A 21744-nucleotide genomic window follows, 5' to 3' on the forward strand; every position below is an offset into this window, starting at 1 on the left:
ATGGAAGAGGACCTGATTGCACGACTGCGCGCAGCCCCGGCGATAGCCGCGGTGGCGGGGGAATATGACGGGCGCCCGACGGTCGACTGGATCGAGCGGCGATCGGATGCCAACGCTTCGTTTCCGGCATGCGTCCTGTCGATCGTCTCACCGGGGCGCGACTACGACCAGGCGGGCCCGAGCGGCCTGCAGCAGCGGCGCGTGCGGTTCGAGTGCTTTGGATTAAGCTACGGTTCGGCGAAGCGGATGTCGCGCGCGATCATCGGGGTCATCGAGATGGCGCAGGTTGTCGGCGCGACGCGCTTCCACCGCGGCAAGCTGCAGTTCGAACGCGACATGCCGCCCGAGGACATCGGCGGCAACATCAAGGTATTTCGCACCGTTCTCGATTTCTTCGTGCCCACTACCCCAACACAATAAAGGAGAATTATCATGGCTGAAGGCGATGGCGTCCTGGCGGACGGAACCGAGCTGTGGCTCACGAGCGGCGCACCGACGCCCCTGCTGACCAAGCTCAAGGGGCTGATGAGCGTCAACCGGCCCAATCTGTCGATCGCGAAGGAGGAATCGACCGATCACGACAGTGGCAAGGTCAAGACCTATATTCCCGGCCACGGCGATGTCGGCGAGCTCAAGGCAACGATCAAGTATGAGCCCGGCAGCGCGACCGACACGCTGATCCTCGAGCATCTGGCCAGCCGCGAGAAGCGTCCGTTCAAGATTGTGACGGTCGAGGAAGACGGGACGACGCAGGACAACACCGCATCGATGTTCCTGACGTCCTACGAGCCCGACGATGCTCCGCTCGGCGGTATCCGCAAGGCGACGCTGACCGGCCAGCCCGGTCCGCTTAGCCAGGCGGCGAGCGTATAATGGGCAACGCGTTGGAAGGCAGCGCGCGGTTTACTTACGAGGGCCAGGATTATCTCCTGGTCCTCAATAACCGCGTCTGGATCGAGGCGGAGAACATCCTCGGCTATTCGATCCTCGATGTCGTCGAGGAGCTTCGCGTGGCGCTGGAAAATGGGCGCAATCCCAAGCTGGCGCACATGGCGGCGGTGGTGTGCGGTGGCCTGCGCCAGAACCATCCTGATATCAGCGAAGACGACGTTCTGGGCATGTTCTTCAGCGGCGATGCGGGCTTTCGCAACGCGGTGCTCGAGGCGATGCAGGGCGCGCAAATGCCGACGAGCGGCGCGGCAACGGCGAGCGCGGTGGGAAACGCGCAGAAGCGGAAAGCGCCGGGTGGGACTGGGAAGAAATCTTCGAACGCTGGTGCCAGGGCGGGTTCGCGCCAGACGCGTTCTGGATAGCGACGCCGCGATCGACGATCCTAGCGCTGCGCGGGGTCAATGCGCGGATCGAAGGGGAAATACGGTTCCACCTGACGGGCGCATGGTTCGCCGGGCTGTTGTCGCAGATCGACCCCAATCACTATCCGACACTCGATAGCCTGACGGGAGACAAGCAGGCTGTCGAGCAGCCTGCCGACGATCCGGCGGAGGCATCGCGCAATGCGCGGATGTGGGGCTTGGCGCTCAACCAGGTCAACGCAAACCAGAAATAGGACAGGAATTCGCAATGGCCGGCAGCATCGCCACGCTCAACGCCGCGCTACGTTGGGACCTGACCGATTTCGACCGCGGGACGGCGCATGTCGAGGGTGCATTCGGCAAGTTGCGCGCGTTCGCGGGCGGGGTAGCGGATGCCTGGGTATCGGCAGGCCAGCGAATGACGCTGGGGATCAGCGCACCGCTGGCGGCGCTGGGGGGCTTCAGCATCAAGGCTGCTTCGGATGCGCAGGAATTGCAGTCGGCGTACGATTACACGTTCGGCCGAATGGCGGATTCGATGAATGCCTGGGCCGTGACCACCGGTGACACGCTGGGTCGGTCAACGACGGAGATGAAGCAGTTCGCGCTCGCGTTCGGGCCCTTGCTGCAGCAGGCCGCACCGACAGAGGAAGCCGCGGCGAGCATGTCGCAAAGCTTCGCGCAGCTTGCGCAGGATGCATCGTCGTTCTTCAATGTCAGCCCGGATGAGGCGATGGAGCGAATTCGCGCTGGCCTGACGGGCGAGGCGGAGCCGTTGCGGCGGTTTGGCGTGTTCCTATCGGAAGCAGAGGTGAAGGCGAAGGGGCTCGAGCTGGGGCTGATCAAGGTTGGGCAGGAGCTCAACGAGCAAGGCAAGATCATGTCGCGCGCCGCGTTGATCGCCGACGGGCTGTCGGTGGCGCAAGGCGATGTCGAGCGGACGTCGGACAGTTTCGCCAACCGCGTACGTGCCCTCCGTTCGAACGTCCAAGAGCTCACCGAAGAAATCGGGCAGAAGCTATTGCCGATCGCAGAGCGTTTCGTCGGCTGGGCACAGGGCGCGGTCCAGTGGCTGTCGCAGCTGCCCCAGCCGGTCAAGGATCTGGCATTCAATTTTGCAGTCATGGCGGTGGCGGTAGGGCCTGCGATGCTGGTGCTTTCGACGCTGGCGAAACTCGTCCTACCGCTGTTGCTGGTAAGGATGGGGGGCGTGTTCCTGGCTATAAGCGCGGTGCTCAACCCACTCGGCACGGCGTTCGTCCTGCTCAGCAAATTCGCGTTGAGCTGGGAGGTCATCGGAGCAGTGTTGGGGCGGATTGCGCCGCTGTTCCTCCGTTTTCTAGGTCCTGTCGGGCTGGCAATCACGTTGATTTCCCTATTCGGCGACAAGATCGTCAAGGCGTTTGGTGATGCCTGGGCGCAGGCGCAGAAGGCGCTCGGACCTCCCCTGCAGGCGTTGATGGGCAAGGTGGGCCGACTGTTCGAATCGGTCGGACGCGCCTTCGACCTGCTCGCGGCGAGCAAGATCGGGCAGTTGTTTGGCGAGCTGATCGGGCTGATCGGCGACGTGATCTACTGGTTGATCCGCCTCGGCGGGCTGGAGGTCATCACGGCGATCCAGGGGATCATCGATCTGCTGGGGATATTGACCGACTATGTCGCGGACAGCGTCGATGTCATTTCGTTGCTGATCGAAGGTAAGTGGGAGACCGCCTGGGAAAAGGCGAAGAACGCTGTCGCGCGGGCCGTCATTTCGATTTCGAACAAGATCAAGGGACTGTTGCCCACCTTGTCATATGCACTCGGCCTGATCGGGGCGCTCCTCGGATATGAAGGCGAGGCGGGTAAACCCATCATCGAAAAACCGCAAACGCAAGCCGAATTCCTCGCTGAGATAAAGGCTCGCACCGGTGGAAAAGGTGGGCGGGCGTTCTCGGGGGACGGAAAGGACTATGCCCTGCCCGGAACACCCAAAAAATCGCGGACGGCGCGAGGGCGCGCGCATACGGGGCCAACGCAAGCAGAACTGGCGGCGCAGCGCGAGGAAATCCGCCTGTCGCAAGCGCTCGCGGTCGCGCGCGAGCGTGGCGAGTTCGAAGCCGAGCGGGCGATCCAGCGGCAGGTGGACCTCAATGGCCGGATCGACCAGTACAAGCGCGCGGGGCTTGCCCTCGACCAGGCACGGCTGGCGGCGCAGAAGGACATGGCCGAGATCGACCAGGCGCGCGCAGTGGCCAATGCCAAAGCGATCGCGCAGGAAGAGCGCGCCCTGGACATCCAGCTGGCCGAGATGCGGGGTGATTATGCTCACCAGCGCGCGCTCGAGGACGAAGAGTTCATCGAGAAAAAGATCCTGTTCTACCAGCAACAGGGCAAGGACCTGGTCGACGCCCAATTGCTCGCGCAGAGCGCGCTGGCACACCTGGAAGAAGCCCGTGCCGAGATTGTCGCGCGTCGGCTTGCCGATCAGGAGCGTGAACGCCAGATCGAACTGGCCCGGCTGCGTGGCGACGATCCGAACCGCATTGCAGCAATGGAGGCCGACCTTCGCCGGAGGGACCGCGTCGCGGAGCTGATGCGCGACGGCAAGTTGTCGGAGTCCGATGCCGTCGCCCAGGCGACGCGAGAGGGCCTCGATCGGGAACGGGCCTACATCCAGGGAACATTCCGCGACACCATAAAGGCCGGTTTCCGTGCGGCGTTCGACGGCAATCTGGGCGATTTTTTCAAGACATGGCTGAAGGAAAGCATGTTCAATGCACTCAATAACGTGTTGAACCGGTTGGCAGATGGCCTGGCATCGATGCTGTCGCGAGCGTCCAGCGGCAGTTCGGGCGGTGGCGGAATCCTCGGTACGCTCTTCGGAGTTGCGACCTCGATTTTCGGTGCCGTATCCAGCAGTGGAGCGGGGATGAACACGGGAGGCAGCAACCCCTCGTCGCTATTGGCCGGAATGAACAACTCGCGGCCGGGCTTTGCCAGCGGCGGGTCGTTCCGGATCAAGGGATTTCCGGGGATCGACCGCAATACGCTGAGCCTGAACGGCAACCCGGTCGCGTCGGTCAGTTCGGGCGAGATCATGGACGTGCGGCGCGGCCAGCCAGCGAACGATGGCGGTGGCGGCGTGGTCGAGATCCGCCTGATGGACGAGATGCTGGATGCGCGGATCGAAAGCGGATCGGTGCGGGTCGTGAGGGCAGCCTCGCCGGGGATCGCCGAGCAGGGCGCGATGCGGGCAATCGACATGCAGGTGCGAACGCACGGGCGGGCGGGCTGATGGCGTTGCTGCTGACCATGCCAGTCGCGGGAACAACGGCGCAGGAATTCGAACCCGAACGGTTCGACGCGATGTCGGGAGAGCGCAGCGGCCGGGTCGGGGGCGTCACGCTGGGTCGGCCATTGTGGAAGGCCAAATGGGGTTTCAACGCGAACCTGGAGCCGGCAGCGGCAGAGAATCTTCGCGCGTTCTTCGCACGGTTGCGGGGCGGGCAGCGCGCGTTCCTGACCCATGACCGGTCGCGCGCATTCCCGGCCGCCTATCCTGGCGGTTTCGGCGGAATGGTGAAGGCGGGCGGGGGCGCGTTCACGGGGGCATGTTCGGGTTGGTCGCAGGCGATCGACGCCAATGGCGATGCCGCGATCACGCTATCGGGGTTGCCAGCAAATTTTGCCCTGTCACTGAACGATTATATCGGCCTGAAATGGGATGCGGCGGGATCGTCCGCAGGGTCGTATGATCGCCGGGCGCTGGCGCGGGTGGTGGTGGCCACGGTGGGCAGCGGCGCGGGGGTGGCATCGGCGATCGTCGAGCCCCCGATCGATACGTTGGTCGTGCCGGCCGGAGCGGTCGCTTATCTCGACACACCGGCGTGCAGGATGAAGCTGCTGAGCGGCGAGAGCAGCCTTGGCGCGCTGGGAACGATGATGAAGATCGAAGGCGGGACGATCAGCGCGATCGAGGACCTGAGGCCGTGAAGCTTTACAGCCCAGCGGCGATCGCCGCGCTCGAGGACGGGACGGCGATCGTCAGCGGCGCGGTGGACATCGCGTGCAGCCCGGTAATCCGCGTGTGGGGCGGGCACGGGGTGCTGACGCTGAACGGCAATGCATACCAGCCCCTGGGCGACCGCGCGCTGGCGCTGGTTGGCGGGGCGTCGCTGGGCGGGTCGGCGCAGAATTTGACGCTGACACTGAGCGGGATAGAACCAGACGTGCTCGAGCTGCTCGATGCGGACGAGGTGCGCGGGGCAGGCGTGGCATTCTGGACCCTGATCTTCGACGGGTCGGGGACGCAGCTGCTCGATGCGAAGGTGCACCAGCGCGGGCGGCTGGACCGTTTGCCGGTCAACGAGACGTCGGGCGGCGAGGCGACGATCAGTGCGTTGGTGGAGAGCCCGGGCAGGGGGCTGGGGCGCCGCACGGGCCGGATGCGCACCGATGCCGACCAGCGTTTGATCAAGGCGACCGACGGGGGCATGCGGCTGGTGAGCTATGCTGGCGAAAAGCAGCTCTATTGGGGCGGGAAGAGGCCGGTCACCGCATCGGGGGTGGTCAATGGCGGGGCCGTAACGGGAACAGGGTCGCTCGCTCGAGACGTGGGCAAGATCGTCAACCGCTTATGATGCGCGACCTCGCGGCGCTGGGCGCCTATCTCGAACAGTCGAAGCCGTTCGACTGGGACGGCAATTGCTGTGTCCTTTTCGCGCTGGGCGCAGTCCGCGCGCAGTTCGGTCGTGCGCCGGATATCGGTCATCGATGGTCGACGGCGCGAGGCGCAGCGCGCGTCCTGAAGCGCGTTGGCGGCGTTGAAGCGGCGACAGACGCGATATTCGAACGGATCGCACCGGGACAGGCAATGCGCGGGGATATCGCCGGCTGCCCCGATCCGGATCTCGGCATTGCATTGCTGGTGATCGAGGGGATGACGCTGGCGGGGCCATGCGAGGGCGGAACACGCCGCGTGCCGCGATCGATGATGACGATGGCGTGGCGCGCAGCGCCCGAGGCGCGCCATGAGTAAGGTCCTAACGCTCGTCGCTTCGGCGGCGATGATCGTGGTCGGCGTAATAACCGGCAACCCGGCGCTGATCGTCAACGGCGTGATGATGGCCGCATCGGCACTGATCAAGCCGTCGGGGAACGCCCAAAAGACACAGGAACGCCAGGCGCAGGAAACCAGCCTGTCGCTGGGCGAGCATCCGCGCACGGTCCTGTTCGGCGAGGCGGCGACCGGCGGCGGATTGCTCGATGCATTCAACTATGGCGGTCAATACGGGACCGACTGGGAGGTCGTGCTCTATGCGCTGGCCGATCACGAATGCGAGTCGCTCGAGGGCATCTACGTCAACGACAAGTATGTGGCGTTTGCGGGTGACGGGACCGTTGCCGGCTATAACGGGCAGCTGTCGGTGTGGTGGTTGCCGGGCACGGAAACGCAGACGTGGCCCTCCATCGTCACGGCGAACGGGCCGGGGTGGACCAACACCAGCAATTGCGCCGGGGTTTCCTGTGCGGTCGTCGCGTACAAGGCGGATGAGGCAGAGGTCGAGAACCCGACCTGGTCGGGGCAGCGTCCGCGCATCCTGTTCCGGATGAAGGGCAAGAAGCTCTACAACCCCGCCAAGGACAGCACGCAGCCTGGCGGCGCGGGCGCGCATCGCTGGACGGTCCCGTCGACGTGGGAATGGGACGATAACGCGGCGGTCTGCCGGTACAATTACCAGCGCGGGATCTATGCGCTCGATCGCGTCGACCAGCCCGACCAGCTGTTGATCGGGCGCGGCCTCAACGAAATCGAGGCGCCATCCGAGCGGACGATGGTTTGGGCCGCGCTGTGCGATGAGCCGGTCACGCTGAAGAACGGTGGGACCGAGAAGCGCTACACGGTCAACGGCACGATCGGGGCAGAGGAAAGCTTCCTCGATGCCGAGGAGAAGTTCGCAGCGGCGATGGGCGGCGTGATCGCGCAGCCCGAAGGTTCGATCGAAGTCGTGCCGGGTCATGCGCAGGCGGTGGTTGCAGAGATAACCGATCGCGACCTGCTCAACCTGGAAGAGGTCGAGGTCGAGCATTTCCGGGGCGAGGCAGACCCCGAATGGAAGAACATGGTGGTTCCGCGCTATGTCGAGGCAGACCAGAAATGGGCGGTGCACACCGCGCCGATCCGGCGGGTTTACGCGGACGTCATCGAAGACGGCGGGCCAAGAGAGTATCCGCTGCCGCTCGATCTCGTGACTTCGAACACACAGGCGCAGCGTTGCGGCGAAATCGCGAGACGACTGGGACGGCTGCTGAAAACGGGCAAGATACCACTCCCTGCCCGCTTCGTCGGGTTGGAAGAGGGTGACTGGATCGGCTGGACCTCGGCACGGCATTTCGGCGGCGCTCGCGTCGTGTTCCGGATCGATTCCTATGCGCGTACCGACAAGTGGCAGATGAAGCTGGCGCTGCGCCAGATCTCGTCCAGCATTTACGACTGGAATCCAGCGGTCGACGAGATCAACCCCGGGTCGGTAGCGAACGACAATGCCGTTCCTCCGGTCCTTGCCGCGCCATCGCCGGGTTCGTGGGCACTCAATGCCGGGGAGGTGTCCGCAAACGGCGTCACCCAGCCCGCGCTGGTCATAGTTGGCGAAGCGGACAATTTCTACGCGAGCGCGATCAAGTTCGAATACCGCAAGGTGGGCGTCGTCGAATGGAACGATGCAGGTCTATCTCCGCGCAGCACGACGCGGCGGACAATTCCAGGCGTGACAAGCGGCGAGGATTACCAGGTTGCGGTCAGTTATGTCGTAGCCGGCGAGCCGGGGCCGCGGCTTATCCTCGGGCCATTGACCACCGGAGCGTTGGCACCCGCCTTTGACGATATCGGGGGTGATATCTCGCTCACCGACGGTCGCGTGACCGGCAAGCTTCCCCCAGCCAAGGCGGACGATGGGCTGATCAACACCAACATCGGCGTATCCACCACGACCGGCGCGATTTCCGGCATCGGAACCGGCAACGGCAAGATACTCGATAATTTCAGGATCGGCCTGCAACCCAATGGCGTCGGCGTCGTGCGGCTTACGCGCGCGGGCCTGACCGATGTGGATGCTACGGTTTCGGTCAAGTTCGGCGCGACGGGGCAGGTCTATCGCGACGACGGGGCAACGCGGGCGACCGATGCGCTGGTTGTCACATCGGTTGGGCAGGCTGCGACCGTGTTCGGGCAATCGCCCTGGGTCACAGACACGACGATCACGCCTGGAACCGTTACCGCGCGCACCCAATATCTCAACGGGTCGGGCAACCTGGACACTCTATCGCGGATCACCGATCGAAAGCTAACCCTCCTGTTTCGCGCCGACGGCTCCACTGCCGTTACCGAGGCGGCGGTTGTCACGTCTCAAGGCCAGGCCGCGACGATATACGCTCAAGGCACGTTCGCGACGAAATCATCGGCCGCATGGGGCGTCGAGATTACCGGCCGCCCACTCTCCCGAATGTTCGACAACTTGCTCGATATGGCAAATTGGAGAATTGGTGCGACTCATGCGGCCAGCGGCGATCAATTTTATCACCCCTCATGGGCATCCTTTAACTCGTTTGTCAGCGCGATCGGGCCGGATGGCGCGACCGAAACCATATTGCGTAGTGTCCAGGTTAGCGGCGGCTCCTACTCGGCGGGCGGAACGACCGGAGCCTTTGTCGATGGCGAGGACGGGTTCGACCCAAAGAAACCGCTCCTATCGGCTTTCTTTTATCGGAACCCCGCCGCCAATAACGCTGGTCAAGAGACGTATGGATATTTCGGACCCGCATTAGATACTGTCGGAACGGGCGTTAAAACCTTGGCCGGCGTGACTGACGGCAACCCGTATTTCTTCGACTCTATCCGCTTCCCCAATGGAGCATCGTCGTTCGGCTCGGGCGTTGTTGCCGATAAGTGGTATTTATGGATCGGGCTTGTTCATGGCTCTGCTTATGCGGGCAGCTATTCGGGCGTCACTGGCATCTATGACCCCGCGACCGGAGCAAAACTTCTCTCCGGCACAGAGTTTAAGCATGACGCCGCCGCCACAAAAGCAGGGATGCGCTTTTTTCCTTGGAATCCGACTGACGGTCATCGCGCAGAATATACGCGTCCAGTCGTTTGGCAGGGAGACGATCCGGCTGGCTATCTCCGGCGCCTGATCGCCACGGTCGGCGCGCGGCTCGGCGCGGGCGGCAATCTGTTGCTCGAGGACGGCGTGACGCGCGGCACGAACGCGGGCCTCGTTACCGCGCAGGGTCAGGCCGCGACGATCTACGGCCAGGCCGCTACCGCGACCAGTTCGGATTTTTCCGCGGTCACTGGCACGACCAAGCCAGAAACCTACGCCGACGTAAACAAGACGATTACGGATGGTCCGGCAGCGATCGAAGTCCAGTATGCCTCGGACGGCTCGACGACCGAATTGCCGGTTTCGCAGATATACAAGCTGACCCCATCGAACGGGTCGGCATACACCAGCGGCGTCACGTGGGCAGTTGCGGTCATCACCGGGACTATCACGGCGAGCATGAGCGGCACGGGCAGCGGGGCGCTGTCGATACCGACATTCGGGAGCAATGAGGCCGTCCTGCTTATCACGGCGGCCTATGGCGGGCGCAGCTACCCTTTCACAGTCAAGGTAGCCAAGAAAACTGCCAGCGCAGGTTCGCCTGGCGGTGGCGGAACTGGCGGCACGCTCGCAAGCGCAACGACGTTTATCACGTTTTCTACCACGACGGCAGCGGCTGTCACCGGCGATCTGACTGTCACGACGGGCGGCACATCGGTTGCTCTGACCGCCGCAAACCTGACGCTCAAGGGGGCCAAGTCATCACCATCCGGCACCTGGGATTGCGCGTTCAAGTGGCAGTGGTGGAACGGCACCGCATGGGCCGATGTCGCTACCGAGGTCAATTCCAGCCCTGACCCGACCGTCGATTACGACGCCGGATCGGGGTTGTACACCAACTGGAACACCGGATCGGTGACGTGCAACGCGACCAAGACCGGGCTGACCGCCGGGACATCGCAGAAGTTCCGGCTGATGGCCCGTATTACCGGCGGGGCGAGCAAATCGATCAACATCACCGGCGAAGCGAGCGCGCAGGGATGACCCACACGATCCAATGCCCCGAAACCGGGGAGATTCAGGTCGTCGGGAATCTCGACGGTTACGAGGGCTGGACGGTCATTTGCAGCGGCAAGACCATGCCGAGCGAAGATCATGTTCTCGATCCGGTGAAAAAGAAGTGGACCAAATGCCCGAAGCGCCGCGCGGCTCGAGAGCGCCGCGTCGCCGCCCGCGATCATGACGCGATGCTGGCACGCATCGAAGAACTCGAAGCCAAAGTCGAAAACCTGATGGCGGCAACCGATGCCACGCCACGCCCATAAATCGAAGAAGCGAAAGGATTACACGATGGACTATCCAGCCAACCACGAAGAGGCCAACATGGTCATTCAGTCGTTCATCGCGGACGGCGGACTGGCCGAACAGCCCGTCGAACTGCGCGACATGATCCTGACCGCGAGCGGCAAGATCGGCCTCACCGACAAGCTCCCCGCGATCGCCGAGATCGTGTTCGCGCGCAAAAGCGATGCGACACAGGCGGCGAAGATACTGGCCGCGCAACTGGCCCGCTATGTCCAGTGGCAGGGCTGGTCAACCAACGAAGGTGGCAGCGCGCGGTTCGAGGCAATCTACGGCGCGATGATGCGCGTCGGCGGGTTCGCAGCGCCGAGCGGGACGGAATGGCCCGTTGCTGGCGACGACCCGGCGCCATCGCAGCTTTACGCACCCGATCCGGTCCCAGCGCCAGAGCCCGCGCCAGCACCGTAACGCCCGACGAAAGGAATTTCCGATGCTCTCCACTCCCCCATGCCCGAGCATGGGCCGGAGCCGGTCGTGTTGACCTCCGCGCCCACGCTCACCCTGCTCGCCCAGTTCATCATCGGCGTGCGCGTCACCTACCTCCTGCTCGCCGCGATCGCCCTATTCATGTGCATCCCCTCGATTGTCCGCGTTGCGACCCAAAGGTTCGTCATCGGCGACTGGCCGCTCGTCCTGGTCGGCGGTTTTGCCGCGGGCGGGCTGGTGTTCCAGTTGCGGACATTCATCACCGGCACGGGAGACTTTTCGAGCATCTGGACATTCGTGTCGCTGTGCATCCTCATTTCCACGGTGGGCGTGTTCCTGATGGTCCGCAAGCGACTGCAGTATTTCGCGCAAAAAGCGCGCCGATGGCTGCCTTACGAGGACCATATCGACGCTCTGGTCGATTTCTGCATCCTCGACACGGTGGAGGGCACAGGCGAGGCACAATTTTTTAGCGACATGATGCGCGAGCGCGCGATCAGCATACTCGCCAAGCGTCGGGCGCAGGGCAAATGACGCGCCTGTGGGATGGGATTTTGCCGCCCTGGGCGCAAGTCGTCAGCGTGATCGGCGCTGTTTTGGTGTTCGTCGCGGCGATGTACCGCACGTTGCGTGACACCGACACCAAGCGCCACGAAGTCGACGTCGACGCCGAAACCAAGCGGATCGAGATCGCGACCAAGTTCTATGTCGATACCTTCGATCGCCAGCGGACCGCGTTGACGCTCGCGCACTCAGACATCGAGCGGATGCGGCAGGAATTGGCAGAGGCGCAAGTCCTGATCGACGCACACAGTCGCAGCTGCCGCGAGTGCAAGCGCCAGCTGGCGAAGACGTCGAATGACCTGACGCGGACGAGTTCTGCGCTCGACGGGCTCGATCGCGATTTGACCGATGTGCGGACCAAATTCCTCGCACTGATCGAGGCCGCGCGCGTCGGCGGCGATGCGTGGGCAGCGGCGCTCGAGGGCGCGAAGCAATATTCGAAAGGCTGGACGATATGAGCGAAGATTGGAAAGTCATTCAGCGGTGGGCGGGCGTAACCGATGATGGTGTGCCAGGACCCGCGACGGCGGCGGCGATCATCGCCAAGGCTGGCATTGAGGTGGGGCAGTCCGAGGCTACCGCCATCTGCGCGCCTGCCGATTTCATCCTGGCAGCGACAGACCATCTGCGCCGTGAAGAGGGGGTCCGCCATGAGGCATATAAGGACCATCTCGGCTATTGGACCATCGGCGTCGGAAGGCTGATCGATGAGCGCAAGGGTGGGCGGATAACGCCAGCCGAGCAAGAAAAGCTGCTCGCCAACAATCCTGGCCGCAGGGGGCAAGCGGTGCGCCAGTGGGTGCTGACCGATAGCGAGGTCAACATGCTGCTCGCCAACGACATCGCGGACAAGATCAAGGATCTGGAAACGAACAGCGGACTTAAGCGAGCATGGGCGAAGGTGCAGGGCAATACGCCTCGAATGGTAGCGCTCACATCGATGTGCTTCCAGCTTGGCGCGGCTGGCCTTGCCGGTTTCAAGAATACGCTGGGCATGGTCGCAGACGGCAGGTTCGCAGACGCGGCGAATAACATGCTGGCGTCGAAATGGGCGAAGCAGACGCCGGCCCGAGCAAACCGAATTGCGGAAATGATGAGGACCGACTGATGGATTTTTGGCAGTTCCTCGACAAGCAGATCAGCCGCCTCTCGCCAAGCGGGACCGCTGGTGCGGGCATCTTCATCCTCACCGGGATTGTCCTCTGGATGCTCTACCGGGACCGGACGCTGGCCGAGGCGGACCTGTTCAAGACGCTTGCCCAAGCCATCGTCGTTCAGGGGCTCGTCGGCCTCGCTATGGCCGCATGGTTCACGAAGAAAAGCGACGAGGGAACGCAGGACGTGAACGTGGTGAACAGGCCCGACCAGCCCGTTCCTACCGACGACACCAAGGGAGACGTGTGATGTTCCTGATTCCTGTTCTGGGTCCATGGCTGGTCAAGCGCTGCAGCGAGAAGGTCGCCAAGGCGGCATCGTGGGGGTTGATCGCGCTCGCCGTCATCCTGGGCCTGTGGTGGGCATATACGGCGATCTACAACGACGGCCGCAACGACCTCCTGACCGAGCAGGCCGTCGCCCAGGCGAAGGCCGATGCCTTGCAACGCGATCGCGAGCGGAAAGCCGACGATCGCCGACGCGAGGAACTGAAGGCCGGACAGGCAATCGACGATCAACAGCGAAAGGAACTGGAGAATGCGACTGAGAACCTTCCCGATGCGGCTCCTGGTGCTCGCCAGCGCAGCCGCGTTTGTATCGAGCTGCGCCAGCAAGCCCGCGCCAAGGGTAAGCCTGAGCCTGCCTGCTGACCTGTTCGAGCGTGCCGATCGTCCCGAGATGACGGCCGCGGCGCTGGAAAGCGAGGCGGCATACGAGGCGGTGATCGACGCCCGCGACGACTGGGGCAAGGCGGTGGCGCGCAAGCTGGATTCCGCGTGCCGGCTGTTGCGCGACACGGCGGTGGCGTCGCTATCGTGTCGCGCTGCCGCGGCCGAATGGGAGCCTGCTAGTAGCGGCCCCCGTCCATCCGGTTGACCTGCCGGTAATAGGCGACGCGGTAAAAACGCGGTAAAAGTTACCGCGTTTCATCTTTCGTTCTCGCCTCGTTCGCGCTTTGGCTCGGCGGTAATTCGCGATTTGGCGCAGTTTTGCGTTGGTGGGCTTCGCTGGCAGTGTAGAGGTCAGGGGTTCGATCCCCCTCGGCTCCACCAGCCTTCGCTCCCTGCGGGAGCTTCGGCTGGCAAGCCAGCCCAAGAGGCTGGATATCACAAAGATCGCCATGCACCGGGAGCGAAGGCTGCCCGCCAAAGCCTTGGCGACGGCGGGCCCTCTCGACCAGACGCTCCCTGCGGGAGCTTCGGCTGGCAAGCCAGCCCAGGAGGCTGGATATCACAAAGATCGCCATGCACCGGGAGCGAAGGCTGCCCGCCAAAGCCTTGGCGACGGCGGGTTGGCGCGGCATAATGTCGCGATGAACTGGGTCTACATCCTGCGCAGCGAACGATGTCCCGATCAGTTTTATACCGGCCTATGTGCCGATCCCGACAAGCGGCTCGCGGCCCACAATGCTGGCCAGTCGCCCCACACATCGAAATTCAGGCCATGGACGCTCGTTTCGAAACACCATTTTGAATCGCCTGCCGTGGCCGCCGCGTTTGAACGTTATCTAAAATCGGGATCCGGACGGGCGTTCGCCCAACGACATCTGCGTTAAAATCTGCCGCCTTTTGTCGAACGATGCTATCCTCCCGCCCAGAGGAGAATCCCGATGGCCGATGCCGATCCCCATTCCCGCGCGCAGTTCCGTTCGATGGACGAAGGGACGCAGGCCGACTGGGATATCATCGCAGGCCATTACAAGGAATTCGCGCCCGGTGGCGGGCGGCGCGTGCTCGACCATCTCAAGCTGCTCGACGGCGATTATGGCGGCTTTCCGGTCGACCGGCTGACGCACAGCCTGCAGACCGCGACGCGCGCGCACCGCGACGGCCGGCCCGACGACTATGTCGTCATGGCGCTGCTCCACGATATCGGCGACACGCTCGGCGCGTACAACCATCCCGATATCGCCGCGGCGATCGTCAAGCCGTTCGTCAGCGAGGAGCTTCACTGGATCACCGCGCACCACGGCATTTTCCAGGGCACTTATTTCTTCGATTACATCGGTCTCGACAGCGATGCGCGCGAGGCGTTTCGCGGCCACGAACATTTCGAGGCGACGGCAGAATTCTGCGCGAAATACGACCAGACCGCGTTCGATCCCGATTACGACCACGCCCCGCTGTCGTTTTTCGAACCGCTCGTGATGCAGCTGTTCGAACGCCCGCGCACGAGCGTCTATGCCAGCGGAATCGCCGAATCGGGCTGAGCGCTCAGCCCGCCCTCGAATCGCGGTTGCTTGCGTCGCGGTTGAGCAGCTTCCTGGCGGTCGCCAGCGTCTGCACGATGAACAATACGAACAGCACGATGCCAAGGCCGCCGATGAACAGGTCGAAGCCGCTCAACGGGCCCAGCACCGGGCCGACCGGCGCGGTCGCCAGCATCACCAGGCTCATCGTGATCAGCACCAGCCGGAGCTCGGTCGGTCCCGCGGCGAGATACGACAGGCGGAACTCGGCGACCACGCGCGCGGCGAGGAAGGTGTGAATCGACAGCAGCAGGTAGGCGCCGAGGCCGAACAGCGCGACGTCCATCCGGACGAACGGGCTCGCCCCGATCCCCGCCATGATCATCATGTTGCCCAGCGCGTCGCTGCTGTGATCGATGAAATAGCCGAACAAGGGGCGCTCGATCTTGCGAAAGCGCGCCAGGCTGCCGTCGAGCGAATCGCCGAACCAGTTGATGAAAAAGCCGACGATCGAAAGCCACAGCCACATGGGATCGACGCTCGACAGCGCGTAGCCGGCCCCGACCACCCCGGCGCCAGTCAGCCCGAGCGCGGTGAGCTTGTCGGGGGTGGCCCAGCCGGGCATGCGTGCCGCGAGCCAGGTGAGCAAACGTCGCTCGTTGAGTGCGAGCACATTGTGCTGAATCCGAACGGTCGGCGTGACCGGCATAAATCCTCCAGGGGCAAGGCGGTGCCGGCCAAGCGCTGGTTCTCCCGGTCGAAGAACGCGGCGCGGCTGGCGAACAGGTCGATGACCTGTGTTAGACGCCGAGCGTGGGCGTTCGCCGCAGGTGCGTCAAGCGGCTAGGCCTTGGTGCCATGGACGCCCTCTAACAATATCGCATCGATGCGGTCGCCGTGCAGAACCGAAATATCGCCCGTCGTTTCGAGCACGACCGCACGGACCTTCGCCAGGTCGAGCGCATTGGCCTCGCGCAGTTTGGCGATAACGTCGCTGCGCGCGACGCGGCTCTTGGCCAGCGCGGCCTCGATCATCACGCCGTCGCGCATCAGCAGCAGCGGCTCGTTCTCGACCCCAGCGGCAAAAGCTTCCGACGACCGGCGCAGCCGCGCCATGATGTATTGCGCCGCAAACAGCGCGCCGAGCGCCACCAGCGCCTGCACATAGGCGCGCCAGCTGTCCGACGTCGCGGCGGTGGCAAGCAGCGAACCCGCCGCGACGGTCGCGACGAAATCGAAACTGGTCATCTTGGAGAACGACCGCAGGCCGATGATGCGCACGAGCGCGACGATCCACGCCAGCGCGACGACCGTCAGGACGCCGCCGCGCGCGACCGGCTCCCAGATTTCGAGCAATCCGAACATGGCTAAATAGCCATTGAGGCCGCGTTTGGTTCCGCCTCGTCGTCGAACAGCAGCGGCAGGCGCGGTTCTGACGACGCTGCCGGGTCATCGGCCGTCTCGTCATGGACGAGCCCCGCCAGCGTCACGCCGAGCAGCCGGACGCCTTTCTCGACGGGCAGCAATGCTGCGAGCAGGCCGTGCGCGGTGGCGGCAAAGGTGGCGCGGTCGGGAACCGGGTGCGGCAGCGAGTGCGACCGGGTGATTGTCCGGAAATCGGCGTATTTCACCTTGAGCACGATAGTCCGCCCGCGCACCCCGCGCGCGCTCGAGCCATCCCAGTTGATCGCGATGATGCGGTCGAGCGCCTCGCTCAGTTCCTCTCGGGTTGTCAGGTCGCTGTCGAATGTCCGCTCGGTGCCCCAGCTCTTGCGGATGCGGTTCGATTTGACGCTGCGATCGTCGATCCCGCGCGAGATCCGCCAGTACCATTCGGCGCTGCTGCCGAAATGCTGCGCGAGGAAAACGAGGTCCTTGGCGACAAGATCGGCGCCGGTGAAGATGCCGAGCGCGTTCATCCGCGCCGCGGTCTTGGGGCCGACGCCGTGGAAGCGCCCGATCGGCAGGCTGGCGACGAAGGCCGCACCCCTGTGCGGCGGAATGACGCAGATGCCATCGGGCTTGTTCTGGTCCGACGCCATCTTGGCGATGAACTTGCAATAGCTCACCCCGGCCGAGGCGGTGAGCTGCGTCTCGGCCTTGATCCGCGCGCGGATCGCCTCGGCGATCGCGGTCGCGGTGCCGACCCCCGCCTTGTCCGAGGTGACGTCGAGATACGCCTCGTCGAGGCTCAGCGGTTCGACCTCGTCGGCATAATCGGCGAAGATCGCCCGGATCTGCGCCGACACCTCGCGATAGGCGTCGAACCGGCCGCGCACGAAGATCAGCTCGGGACATTTCCTCAGCGCGGTCACCGATGGCATCGCCGATCGCACGCCGAACTTGCGCGCCTCGTAGCTCGCCGCCGCGACGACGCCGCGCGCCTTCGACCCGCCGACCGCGACGGGCTTGCCGCGCAGCGAAGGATCGTCGCGCTGTTCGACGCTGGCGAAGAAGGCGTCCATGTCGACATGGATGATCTTGCGTTGCGGCGCCGGCGTCGGGGGATCGGGGGAGTCGCTTTCGGCCATCGTCGCGCGCTATCACGTTCCTGTTTCGTTCTCAACGGCGCACCGATCGGGCGATGACCCGCTTGATTCATCGCGACGCGCGTGCCAATCGGGCGCGGCTTGGCACCGAGCGGGTATAGCATAGTGGTAATGCACTAGCCTTCCAAGCTAGCTAGGCGGGTTCGATTCCCGCTACCCGCTCCATTTTCTCCCGATTATGCGCATCGCTTCGGCCCCCGTGGCTGGGCCAGCCTGCCACACTTTGCGACATTTGCCCGGCGATATGGCATAATGGTGCAACACCCCATCGGCATAACCGACAGCATCAGGGCTGCCCCCATTGAGCAGTCGCACGCTTTATTTGGAGAATCCGACATGAAAAAGATCGTTATGGGACTGGGCGCCGCAGCCCTCCTCGCCAGTGGCGGCATCGCCTATGCGCAGGCCGGACACGGCGACGGCGCACGCGGCCATATGGCCAAGGTCGACGCCAATAATGACGGCCAGATCACTCGCGCCGAAATGATGGCCAGCGTCGATACGATGTTTGCGCATGGCGACGTCAACAAGGACGGCAAGATCGACAAGGCCGACCGCGCGGCAATGCAGACACAGATGCGCGCGAAAAAGTGGGACGCACTCGACGCCAACAAGGACGGCAGCATCAGCCGCGCCGAATGGGATGCCGCGCACGCCGCGCGCATGGCCAAGCGCGAACAGATGCGCGCCGAGGCTGGCAATGATAGCGAACACGCCATGGGCAAACGCCGCGGCGGTCATCGCGGCATGATGGCCGGCCATGGCGGCAAGGTGGGCGGCCATCGCGGTGGCGGCATGGGCATGCTCGGCATGGCCGACGCCAACAAGGACCAGGCCGTGACGCTGGCCGAGGCCCGCGCTGCAGCCGCCCAGCATTTCGACATGCTCGACACCGACAAGAACGGTGTCGTGACCAAGGCCGAAATGGACGCCATGCGCGCCAAGCACATGGCAGAGCGCAAGGCGCGTACGGCCCAGTAACCCGATTTGCCCGGAGCGGCTTGTGTCCCCCTGCGAGCCGCCCGGACAGGACGACGGCAGCGATCCCATACGGGGTCGCTGCCGCTCGATCATGATGCCCGTTCTTGACCATTGGACAGCGATGACCCACCCGTTCGCGATGATAGCTGCGCAGCCATGACCGACAGCCCGTCACCCGTGCGCGTGCTTCTCGTCGAGGACGAGCGCTCGATTCGCGAACCGCTCGCCGACTATCTCGCCGATCGCGGCTTTAGCGTCAGCGCCGCCGCCGATGCGAGCGAGGCGCGCACGCTGCTCGGCGCGCTCGGCTTCGACATCGCGATCTGCGACATCATGATGCCCGGCGAGGACGGCCTCAGCCTCGCGCGCCATATCCGCGAAGCGTTCGACATTCCCGTCATCCTGCTGACCGCGCGGACCGAAGAGGTTGATCGCGTGCTCGGCCTCGAACTCGGTGCCGACGATTACATCAGCAAACCCTTCAGCCCGCGCGAACTCGTCGCGCGGATCGCCGTCATCCTGCGCCGCGTCGCGCGCGGCGGTGTGGCGACGAACGTCGGCGGCGGCGGCTTTGCCTTCGACCGCTGGGTGCTCAAGCCCGGCGAACGCGCCCTGATCGACCAGCAGGGGGTGAGCGTCGCGCTGTCGAGCGGCGAATTCGAATTGCTCGAAGTGCTCGTCCGCCATCCGCGCCAGGTGATGAGCCGCGACCGCCTGCTCGACCTCACCGGCGGCGACGAAAGCGAAGCGTTCGACCGCGCGATCGACAATCGCATCAGCCGCCTGCGCAAGAAGCTCGAGATCGACCCGCGCGAACCGCAGGTGATCAAGACCGTCTGGGGCGGGGGCTATATGCTCGCCGCCTCGGTCACCCGGATCGATCCGTCATGAGCGCGGCGACACGGCGCGTGCCGTTGTGGCCGCGCAGCATGGTCGGCCAGTTGCTGCTCGTCACCGCACTGGCGCTGTTCATCGCTCAGGGGCTGAGCATGTTCCTCCTGATGGCGTCGCGCGACGAGGCGCGTATTTCCGAGATATCGGGGATCAGCGCGGCGCGGATCATCGGCGCGGTCGAACGCGATGCGAGTGACGTCGGCCAGGCGTCACGGCGCCCCGTCAATCGTGCCACCATGATGCATGGCCAGCCCGGCCACGGACCGCGCGGCCGTGTCCGGATCCTGCCCGCGCCCCCTCCGGGGCTTGAAACCGACCGCTGGCCCGCCTTGTCGAGCCGCGTCGCGGCGATCCTCGCCACCTCGCCCTATAGCTTCGGCGAAGTGCGCAGCGTCACGCAGATCGACGATGTACCCGCGCGCATCGTCCTGCACAGCCGCCATGTCGGGCGCGTCGTGCGCGTCGCAGCGCGGATGGACGACGGTCGCTGGGTCGTGGCGCGGAGCTTCGTCTGGTATCCCGAACACCGCTTCCCGACCGTCCTCGTCGTCCAGACGCTGCTGATCTACCTGCTGCTGCTTGGACCGATCCTGTGGATGGGCTGGCGCGTGTCGCAACCGATCAAGCGGCTGTCGCGCGCGATGGATGAACCCGTCGGCTTTGCCCGACCCGAACCCGTTGCGACCAGCGGCCCCGGCGACGTCCGCGATCTCATCGCCGGGTTCAACGCAATGCGCGACCGGATCGCGGCGATGCTTGCCGACAAGGACCGGATGCTCGGCGCGATCGGCCATGATTTGCGCACCCCGCTCGCGTCGATGCGCGTCCGCGTCGAGAGCGTCGCCGACGATACGCTGCGCCAGCGGATGATCGACAGCATCGAATCGATCACCGCGATGCTCGACGACATTCTCTCGCTGGCGCGCGCCGGCCGCTCGCTCGAACAGCCCGCCGCGACCGATCTTGCCGCGCTCGCCGATGCACTCGCCCAGGATTATCGCGACATGGATTGCGACGTCGCCTTCCGCGACAGTCCCGCGACGATCGCCGTGGTGCGCCGCGACCTGCTCGCGCGGGCGATCCGCAACCTGGTCGACAATGCGCTCAAATACGGCACGCGGGCCCGGCTCTCGGTCGAAACAATCGCCGACAAGGTCGCGATCGTCGTCGCCGATGACGGGCCGGGCATCCCCGCCGATCGGATCGCCGAGCTGGTCGAGCCGTTCGCGCGCGACGAAAGCTCGCGCAACCGCGAGACCGGCGGCGCCGGCCTTGGCCTCGCCATCGCGCGGACGATCGTCGAACACGAAGGCGGGCGGCTGGTGCTGGAGAACGCGCACGCCGGCGGATTGATCGCGCGGATAGACCTGCCCGGCGGAAGTCGCTGATCGCTTAGCCGCGGGCGCCTTCGCTGCGCCATTCGCGGTGCTCTTCGCCGATCGCGCCGAGGAACCAGCGTTCAGTGCCTTCGAGCCCGATCGCGGTCAGTCGGCCGTTGCAATAGGCGCCGGTATCGATGCCGATGCGGTTGTCGAAAATCTCGACGTCCTCGCAGATCGTGTGGCCGTGGACGACGACCTTGCCGTGGTCGCGCTCGTCGTCGAGGAACTCGTCGCGGATCCAGCGCAGGTGCTCGCCGCGCTGATCGTCGAGCGCGCGGCCGGGCTGGATGCCGGCATGGACGAACAGGTAATCGCCGATCGTCACCATGTCCTCGAACCCGGCGACGAAATCGACATGATCGCGCGGGATCAGCGTCAGCAGCCGCTGCGCGAGCTGCTTGTGCTCGAGCAGGCCGTATTCCTCGGCCGCAATCGGGTAGCTCAGGATCGTCTCGCGACCGCCGATCTTGGTGAAGAACTTGGTCGCCTTGGCATCGCCCGACGCGGCCAGGAGAAACACTTCCTCGTGGTTGCCCGCGATGAAGCGAACATCGATCTCGCTCTCGGCAAGCACCTTGGCGGTCTCGATGACGCTGCGCGAGTCGGGCCCGCGATCGACCAGGTCGCCGAGGAAGACGATCGTCGTCTGCGCCGCGCCGCGGCTGCGGTCGTCGTCCTCGATCTGGCCGAGCAGGTCGACGAGCAGGTCGTGGCGGCCGTGGATGTCGCCGATCGCGTACACGCGCCGCCCATCGGGCACGCTCGGGCGGGCGCGGGCAGGGGGTCGTTTCGACTTGAAGAGTCGCGCGATCATCGGGTCAATTATCCATACGGAAACGCCGCCCT

General features: G+C 64.6%; 27 protein-coding genes and 1 tRNA gene. 23 read left to right on the plus strand and 5 right to left on the minus strand.

Features of this window, described 5'->3' with window-relative positions; translation table 11 throughout:
- The 8 genes from FSZ31_RS04390 (at window position 1) to FSZ31_RS04420 (ending at window position 6333) form a co-directional block, all read left to right on the plus strand.
- Window positions 1-420 (plus strand): hypothetical protein, encoded by a 420-nt coding sequence (locus FSZ31_RS04390; RefSeq protein ID WP_147121802.1) that lies wholly within the window; start codon window positions 1-3, stop codon window positions 418-420.
- A gap of 12 nt (window positions 421-432) precedes the next feature.
- Entirely contained in the window at window positions 433-873 is a 441-nt protein-coding gene (locus FSZ31_RS04395; RefSeq protein ID WP_147121803.1) for a phage tail protein, read from the plus strand.
- Complete coding sequence (locus FSZ31_RS04400) at window positions 873-1313, plus strand: hypothetical protein (RefSeq protein ID WP_147121804.1); 441 nt, start codon at window positions 873-875, stop codon at window positions 1311-1313. Before FSZ31_RS04395 ends, FSZ31_RS04400 begins: the two co-directional genes overlap by 1 nt.
- A gap of 98 nt (window positions 1314-1411) precedes the next feature.
- Window positions 1412-1567: a hypothetical protein gene (locus tag FSZ31_RS12790; RefSeq protein WP_161595941.1), complete on the plus strand. Its 156-nt coding sequence runs from the start codon at window positions 1412-1414 to the stop codon at window positions 1565-1567.
- A gap of 14 nt (window positions 1568-1581) precedes the next feature.
- Window positions 1582-4590, plus strand: a complete 3009-nt coding sequence (locus FSZ31_RS04405) for a hypothetical protein (RefSeq protein ID WP_147121805.1) — start codon at window positions 1582-1584, stop codon at window positions 4588-4590.
- Entirely contained in the window at window positions 4590-5288 is a 699-nt protein-coding gene (locus FSZ31_RS04410) for a hypothetical protein (RefSeq protein ID WP_147121806.1), read from the plus strand. The genes FSZ31_RS04405 and FSZ31_RS04410 overlap by 1 nt, the downstream gene beginning before the upstream one ends.
- Entirely contained in the window at window positions 5285-5935 is a 651-nt protein-coding gene (locus tag FSZ31_RS04415) for a hypothetical protein (protein ID WP_147121807.1), read from the plus strand. Before FSZ31_RS04410 ends, FSZ31_RS04415 begins: the two co-directional genes overlap by 4 nt.
- Window positions 5932-6333, plus strand: coding sequence for a DUF6950 family protein (locus FSZ31_RS04420; protein WP_147121808.1), 402 nt, complete (start codon window positions 5932-5934; stop codon window positions 6331-6333). Before FSZ31_RS04415 ends, FSZ31_RS04420 begins: the two co-directional genes overlap by 4 nt.
- Before the next feature lie 4 nt (window positions 6334-6337).
- Here FSZ31_RS04420 and FSZ31_RS12795 read toward each other — a convergent pair whose 3' ends face one another.
- Window positions 6338-6628 (minus strand): hypothetical protein, encoded by a 291-nt coding sequence (locus tag FSZ31_RS12795; RefSeq protein ID WP_161595942.1) that lies wholly within the window; start codon window positions 6626-6628, stop codon window positions 6338-6340.
- Between FSZ31_RS12795 and FSZ31_RS04425 the strand changes: the two genes are divergently transcribed.
- From FSZ31_RS04425 to FSZ31_RS04475, 11 genes are all read left to right on the plus strand, one after another.
- Window positions 6605-10441: a phage tail protein gene (locus FSZ31_RS04425; RefSeq protein WP_161595943.1), complete on the plus strand. Its 3837-nt coding sequence runs from the start codon at window positions 6605-6607 to the stop codon at window positions 10439-10441. The two genes, FSZ31_RS12795 and FSZ31_RS04425, sit on opposite strands and share 24 nt — an antisense overlap.
- On the plus strand, window positions 10438-10722 hold the full coding sequence (locus tag FSZ31_RS04430; RefSeq protein WP_147121810.1) for a hypothetical protein: 285 nt from the start codon (window positions 10438-10440) through the stop codon (window positions 10720-10722). The genes FSZ31_RS04425 and FSZ31_RS04430 overlap by 4 nt, the downstream gene beginning before the upstream one ends.
- A gap of 25 nt (window positions 10723-10747) precedes the next feature.
- Entirely contained in the window at window positions 10748-11167 is a 420-nt protein-coding gene (locus tag FSZ31_RS04435; protein WP_147121811.1) for a hypothetical protein, read from the plus strand.
- A gap of 69 nt (window positions 11168-11236) precedes the next feature.
- Window positions 11237-11719: a hypothetical protein gene (locus tag FSZ31_RS04440; protein WP_147121812.1), complete on the plus strand. Its 483-nt coding sequence runs from the start codon at window positions 11237-11239 to the stop codon at window positions 11717-11719.
- Window positions 11716-12207, plus strand: coding sequence for a hypothetical protein (locus FSZ31_RS04445; protein ID WP_147121813.1), 492 nt, complete (start codon window positions 11716-11718; stop codon window positions 12205-12207). The genes FSZ31_RS04440 and FSZ31_RS04445 overlap by 4 nt, the downstream gene beginning before the upstream one ends.
- Window positions 12204-12857 carry a glycoside hydrolase family protein gene (locus FSZ31_RS04450; protein ID WP_147121814.1) on the plus strand — a complete coding sequence of 218 codons (654 nt, stop codon included), beginning with the start codon at window positions 12204-12206 and terminating at the stop codon, window positions 12855-12857. The genes FSZ31_RS04445 and FSZ31_RS04450 overlap by 4 nt, the downstream gene beginning before the upstream one ends.
- Entirely contained in the window at window positions 12857-13153 is a 297-nt protein-coding gene (locus FSZ31_RS04455; protein ID WP_147121815.1) for a hypothetical protein, read from the plus strand. Before FSZ31_RS04450 ends, FSZ31_RS04455 begins: the two co-directional genes overlap by 1 nt.
- Complete coding sequence (locus FSZ31_RS04460) at window positions 13150-13554, plus strand: hypothetical protein (protein WP_147121816.1); 405 nt, start codon at window positions 13150-13152, stop codon at window positions 13552-13554. Before FSZ31_RS04455 ends, FSZ31_RS04460 begins: the two co-directional genes overlap by 4 nt.
- Before the next feature lie 28 nt (window positions 13555-13582).
- A complete protein-coding gene (locus FSZ31_RS04465; protein ID WP_147121817.1) occupies window positions 13583-13780 on the plus strand; it encodes a hypothetical protein in 198 nt (65 codons plus the stop codon).
- 436 nt (window positions 13781-14216) lie between these two features.
- A complete protein-coding gene (locus FSZ31_RS04470; RefSeq protein ID WP_147121818.1) occupies window positions 14217-14459 on the plus strand; it encodes a GIY-YIG nuclease family protein in 243 nt (80 codons plus the stop codon).
- 54 nt (window positions 14460-14513) lie between these two features.
- Complete coding sequence (locus FSZ31_RS04475) at window positions 14514-15113, plus strand: HD domain-containing protein (RefSeq protein ID WP_147121819.1); 600 nt, start codon at window positions 14514-14516, stop codon at window positions 15111-15113.
- A gap of 4 nt (window positions 15114-15117) precedes the next feature.
- Here the strand turns inward: FSZ31_RS04475 and FSZ31_RS04480 are convergent, their stop codons facing one another.
- From FSZ31_RS04480 to dinB, 3 genes are all read right to left on the minus strand, one after another.
- A complete protein-coding gene (locus FSZ31_RS04480) occupies window positions 15118-15801 on the minus strand; it encodes a CDP-alcohol phosphatidyltransferase family protein (protein ID WP_236643659.1) in 684 nt (227 codons plus the stop codon).
- A gap of 134 nt (window positions 15802-15935) precedes the next feature.
- Entirely contained in the window at window positions 15936-16457 is a 522-nt protein-coding gene (locus tag FSZ31_RS04485) for a DUF421 domain-containing protein (protein ID WP_147121820.1), read from the minus strand.
- Between the two features lie 2 nt (window positions 16458-16459).
- A complete protein-coding gene (gene dinB / locus FSZ31_RS04490; RefSeq protein ID WP_147121821.1) occupies window positions 16460-17623 on the minus strand; it encodes a DNA polymerase IV in 1164 nt (387 codons plus the stop codon).
- A gap of 109 nt (window positions 17624-17732) precedes the next feature.
- Between dinB and FSZ31_RS04495 the strand changes: the two genes are divergently transcribed.
- From FSZ31_RS04495 to FSZ31_RS04510, 4 genes are all read left to right on the plus strand, one after another.
- Window positions 17733-17806 (plus strand) — tRNA-Gly (locus FSZ31_RS04495).
- A gap of 171 nt (window positions 17807-17977) precedes the next feature.
- Complete coding sequence (locus tag FSZ31_RS04500) at window positions 17978-18622, plus strand: dockerin type I domain-containing protein (protein WP_161595944.1); 645 nt, start codon at window positions 17978-17980, stop codon at window positions 18620-18622.
- Window positions 18623-18778: 156 nt separating this feature from the next.
- A complete protein-coding gene (locus FSZ31_RS04505) occupies window positions 18779-19513 on the plus strand; it encodes a response regulator (protein ID WP_147121823.1) in 735 nt (244 codons plus the stop codon).
- The gene (locus FSZ31_RS04510) at window positions 19510-20904 is read left to right on the plus strand and encodes a HAMP domain-containing sensor histidine kinase (RefSeq protein WP_147121824.1); all 1395 of its coding nucleotides are present in this window, start codon (window positions 19510-19512) and stop codon (window positions 20902-20904) included. Before FSZ31_RS04505 ends, FSZ31_RS04510 begins: the two co-directional genes overlap by 4 nt.
- Before the next feature lie 4 nt (window positions 20905-20908).
- On the opposite strand, the gene FSZ31_RS04515 is transcribed toward FSZ31_RS04510, so the two are convergent.
- Entirely contained in the window at window positions 20909-21712 is an 804-nt protein-coding gene (locus FSZ31_RS04515) for a metallophosphoesterase family protein (RefSeq protein ID WP_147121825.1), read from the minus strand.
- Between the last annotated feature and the right edge of the window lie 32 nt (window positions 21713-21744).

It is taken from the genome of Flavisphingopyxis soli (assembly GCF_007995095.1).
Taxonomy (GTDB): domain Bacteria; phylum Pseudomonadota; class Alphaproteobacteria; order Sphingomonadales; family Sphingomonadaceae; genus Flavisphingopyxis; species Flavisphingopyxis soli.

What these genes read in the sequence shown, in the direction of transcription:
- FSZ31_RS04390 (WP_147121802.1), top strand. Translation starts at nt 1, where the DNA reads ATGGAAGAGGACCTGATTGCACGACTGCGCGCAGCCCCGGCGATAGCC.
- FSZ31_RS04395 (WP_147121803.1), top strand. Translation starts at nt 433, where the DNA reads ATGGCTGAAGGCGATGGCGTCCTGGCGGACGGAACCGAGCTGTGGCTC.
- FSZ31_RS04400 (WP_147121804.1), top strand. Translation starts at nt 873, where the DNA reads ATGGGCAACGCGTTGGAAGGCAGCGCGCGGTTTACTTACGAGGGCCAG.
- FSZ31_RS04405 (WP_147121805.1), top strand. Translation starts at nt 1,582, where the DNA reads ATGGCCGGCAGCATCGCCACGCTCAACGCCGCGCTACGTTGGGACCTG.
- FSZ31_RS04410 (WP_147121806.1), top strand. Translation starts at nt 4,590, where the DNA reads ATGGCGTTGCTGCTGACCATGCCAGTCGCGGGAACAACGGCGCAGGAA.
- FSZ31_RS04420 (WP_147121808.1), top strand. Translation starts at nt 5,932, where the DNA reads ATGATGCGCGACCTCGCGGCGCTGGGCGCCTATCTCGAACAGTCGAAG.
- FSZ31_RS04430 (WP_147121810.1), top strand. Translation starts at nt 10,438, where the DNA reads ATGACCCACACGATCCAATGCCCCGAAACCGGGGAGATTCAGGTCGTC.
- FSZ31_RS04435 (WP_147121811.1), top strand. Translation starts at nt 10,748, where the DNA reads ATGGACTATCCAGCCAACCACGAAGAGGCCAACATGGTCATTCAGTCG.
- FSZ31_RS04445 (WP_147121813.1), top strand. Translation starts at nt 11,716, where the DNA reads ATGACGCGCCTGTGGGATGGGATTTTGCCGCCCTGGGCGCAAGTCGTC.
- FSZ31_RS04450 (WP_147121814.1), top strand. Translation starts at nt 12,204, where the DNA reads ATGAGCGAAGATTGGAAAGTCATTCAGCGGTGGGCGGGCGTAACCGAT.
- FSZ31_RS04455 (WP_147121815.1), top strand. Translation starts at nt 12,857, where the DNA reads ATGGATTTTTGGCAGTTCCTCGACAAGCAGATCAGCCGCCTCTCGCCA.
- FSZ31_RS04465 (WP_147121817.1), top strand. Translation starts at nt 13,583, where the DNA reads ATGACGGCCGCGGCGCTGGAAAGCGAGGCGGCATACGAGGCGGTGATC.
- FSZ31_RS04470 (WP_147121818.1), top strand. Translation starts at nt 14,217, where the DNA reads ATGAACTGGGTCTACATCCTGCGCAGCGAACGATGTCCCGATCAGTTT.
- FSZ31_RS04475 (WP_147121819.1), top strand. Translation starts at nt 14,514, where the DNA reads ATGGCCGATGCCGATCCCCATTCCCGCGCGCAGTTCCGTTCGATGGAC.
- FSZ31_RS04480 (WP_236643659.1), bottom strand. Translation starts at nt 15,801, where the DNA reads ATGCCGGTCACGCCGACCGTTCGGATTCAGCACAATGTGCTCGCACTC.
- FSZ31_RS04485 (WP_147121820.1), bottom strand. Translation starts at nt 16,457, where the DNA reads ATGTTCGGATTGCTCGAAATCTGGGAGCCGGTCGCGCGCGGCGGCGTC.
- dinB (WP_147121821.1), bottom strand. Translation starts at nt 17,623, where the DNA reads ATGGCCGAAAGCGACTCCCCCGATCCCCCGACGCCGGCGCCGCAACGC.
- FSZ31_RS04500 (WP_161595944.1), top strand. Translation starts at nt 17,978, where the DNA reads ATGAAAAAGATCGTTATGGGACTGGGCGCCGCAGCCCTCCTCGCCAGT.
- FSZ31_RS04505 (WP_147121823.1), top strand. Translation starts at nt 18,779, where the DNA reads ATGACCGACAGCCCGTCACCCGTGCGCGTGCTTCTCGTCGAGGACGAG.
- FSZ31_RS04510 (WP_147121824.1), top strand. Translation starts at nt 19,510, where the DNA reads ATGAGCGCGGCGACACGGCGCGTGCCGTTGTGGCCGCGCAGCATGGTC.
- FSZ31_RS04515 (WP_147121825.1), bottom strand. Translation starts at nt 21,712, where the DNA reads ATGATCGCGCGACTCTTCAAGTCGAAACGACCCCCTGCCCGCGCCCGC.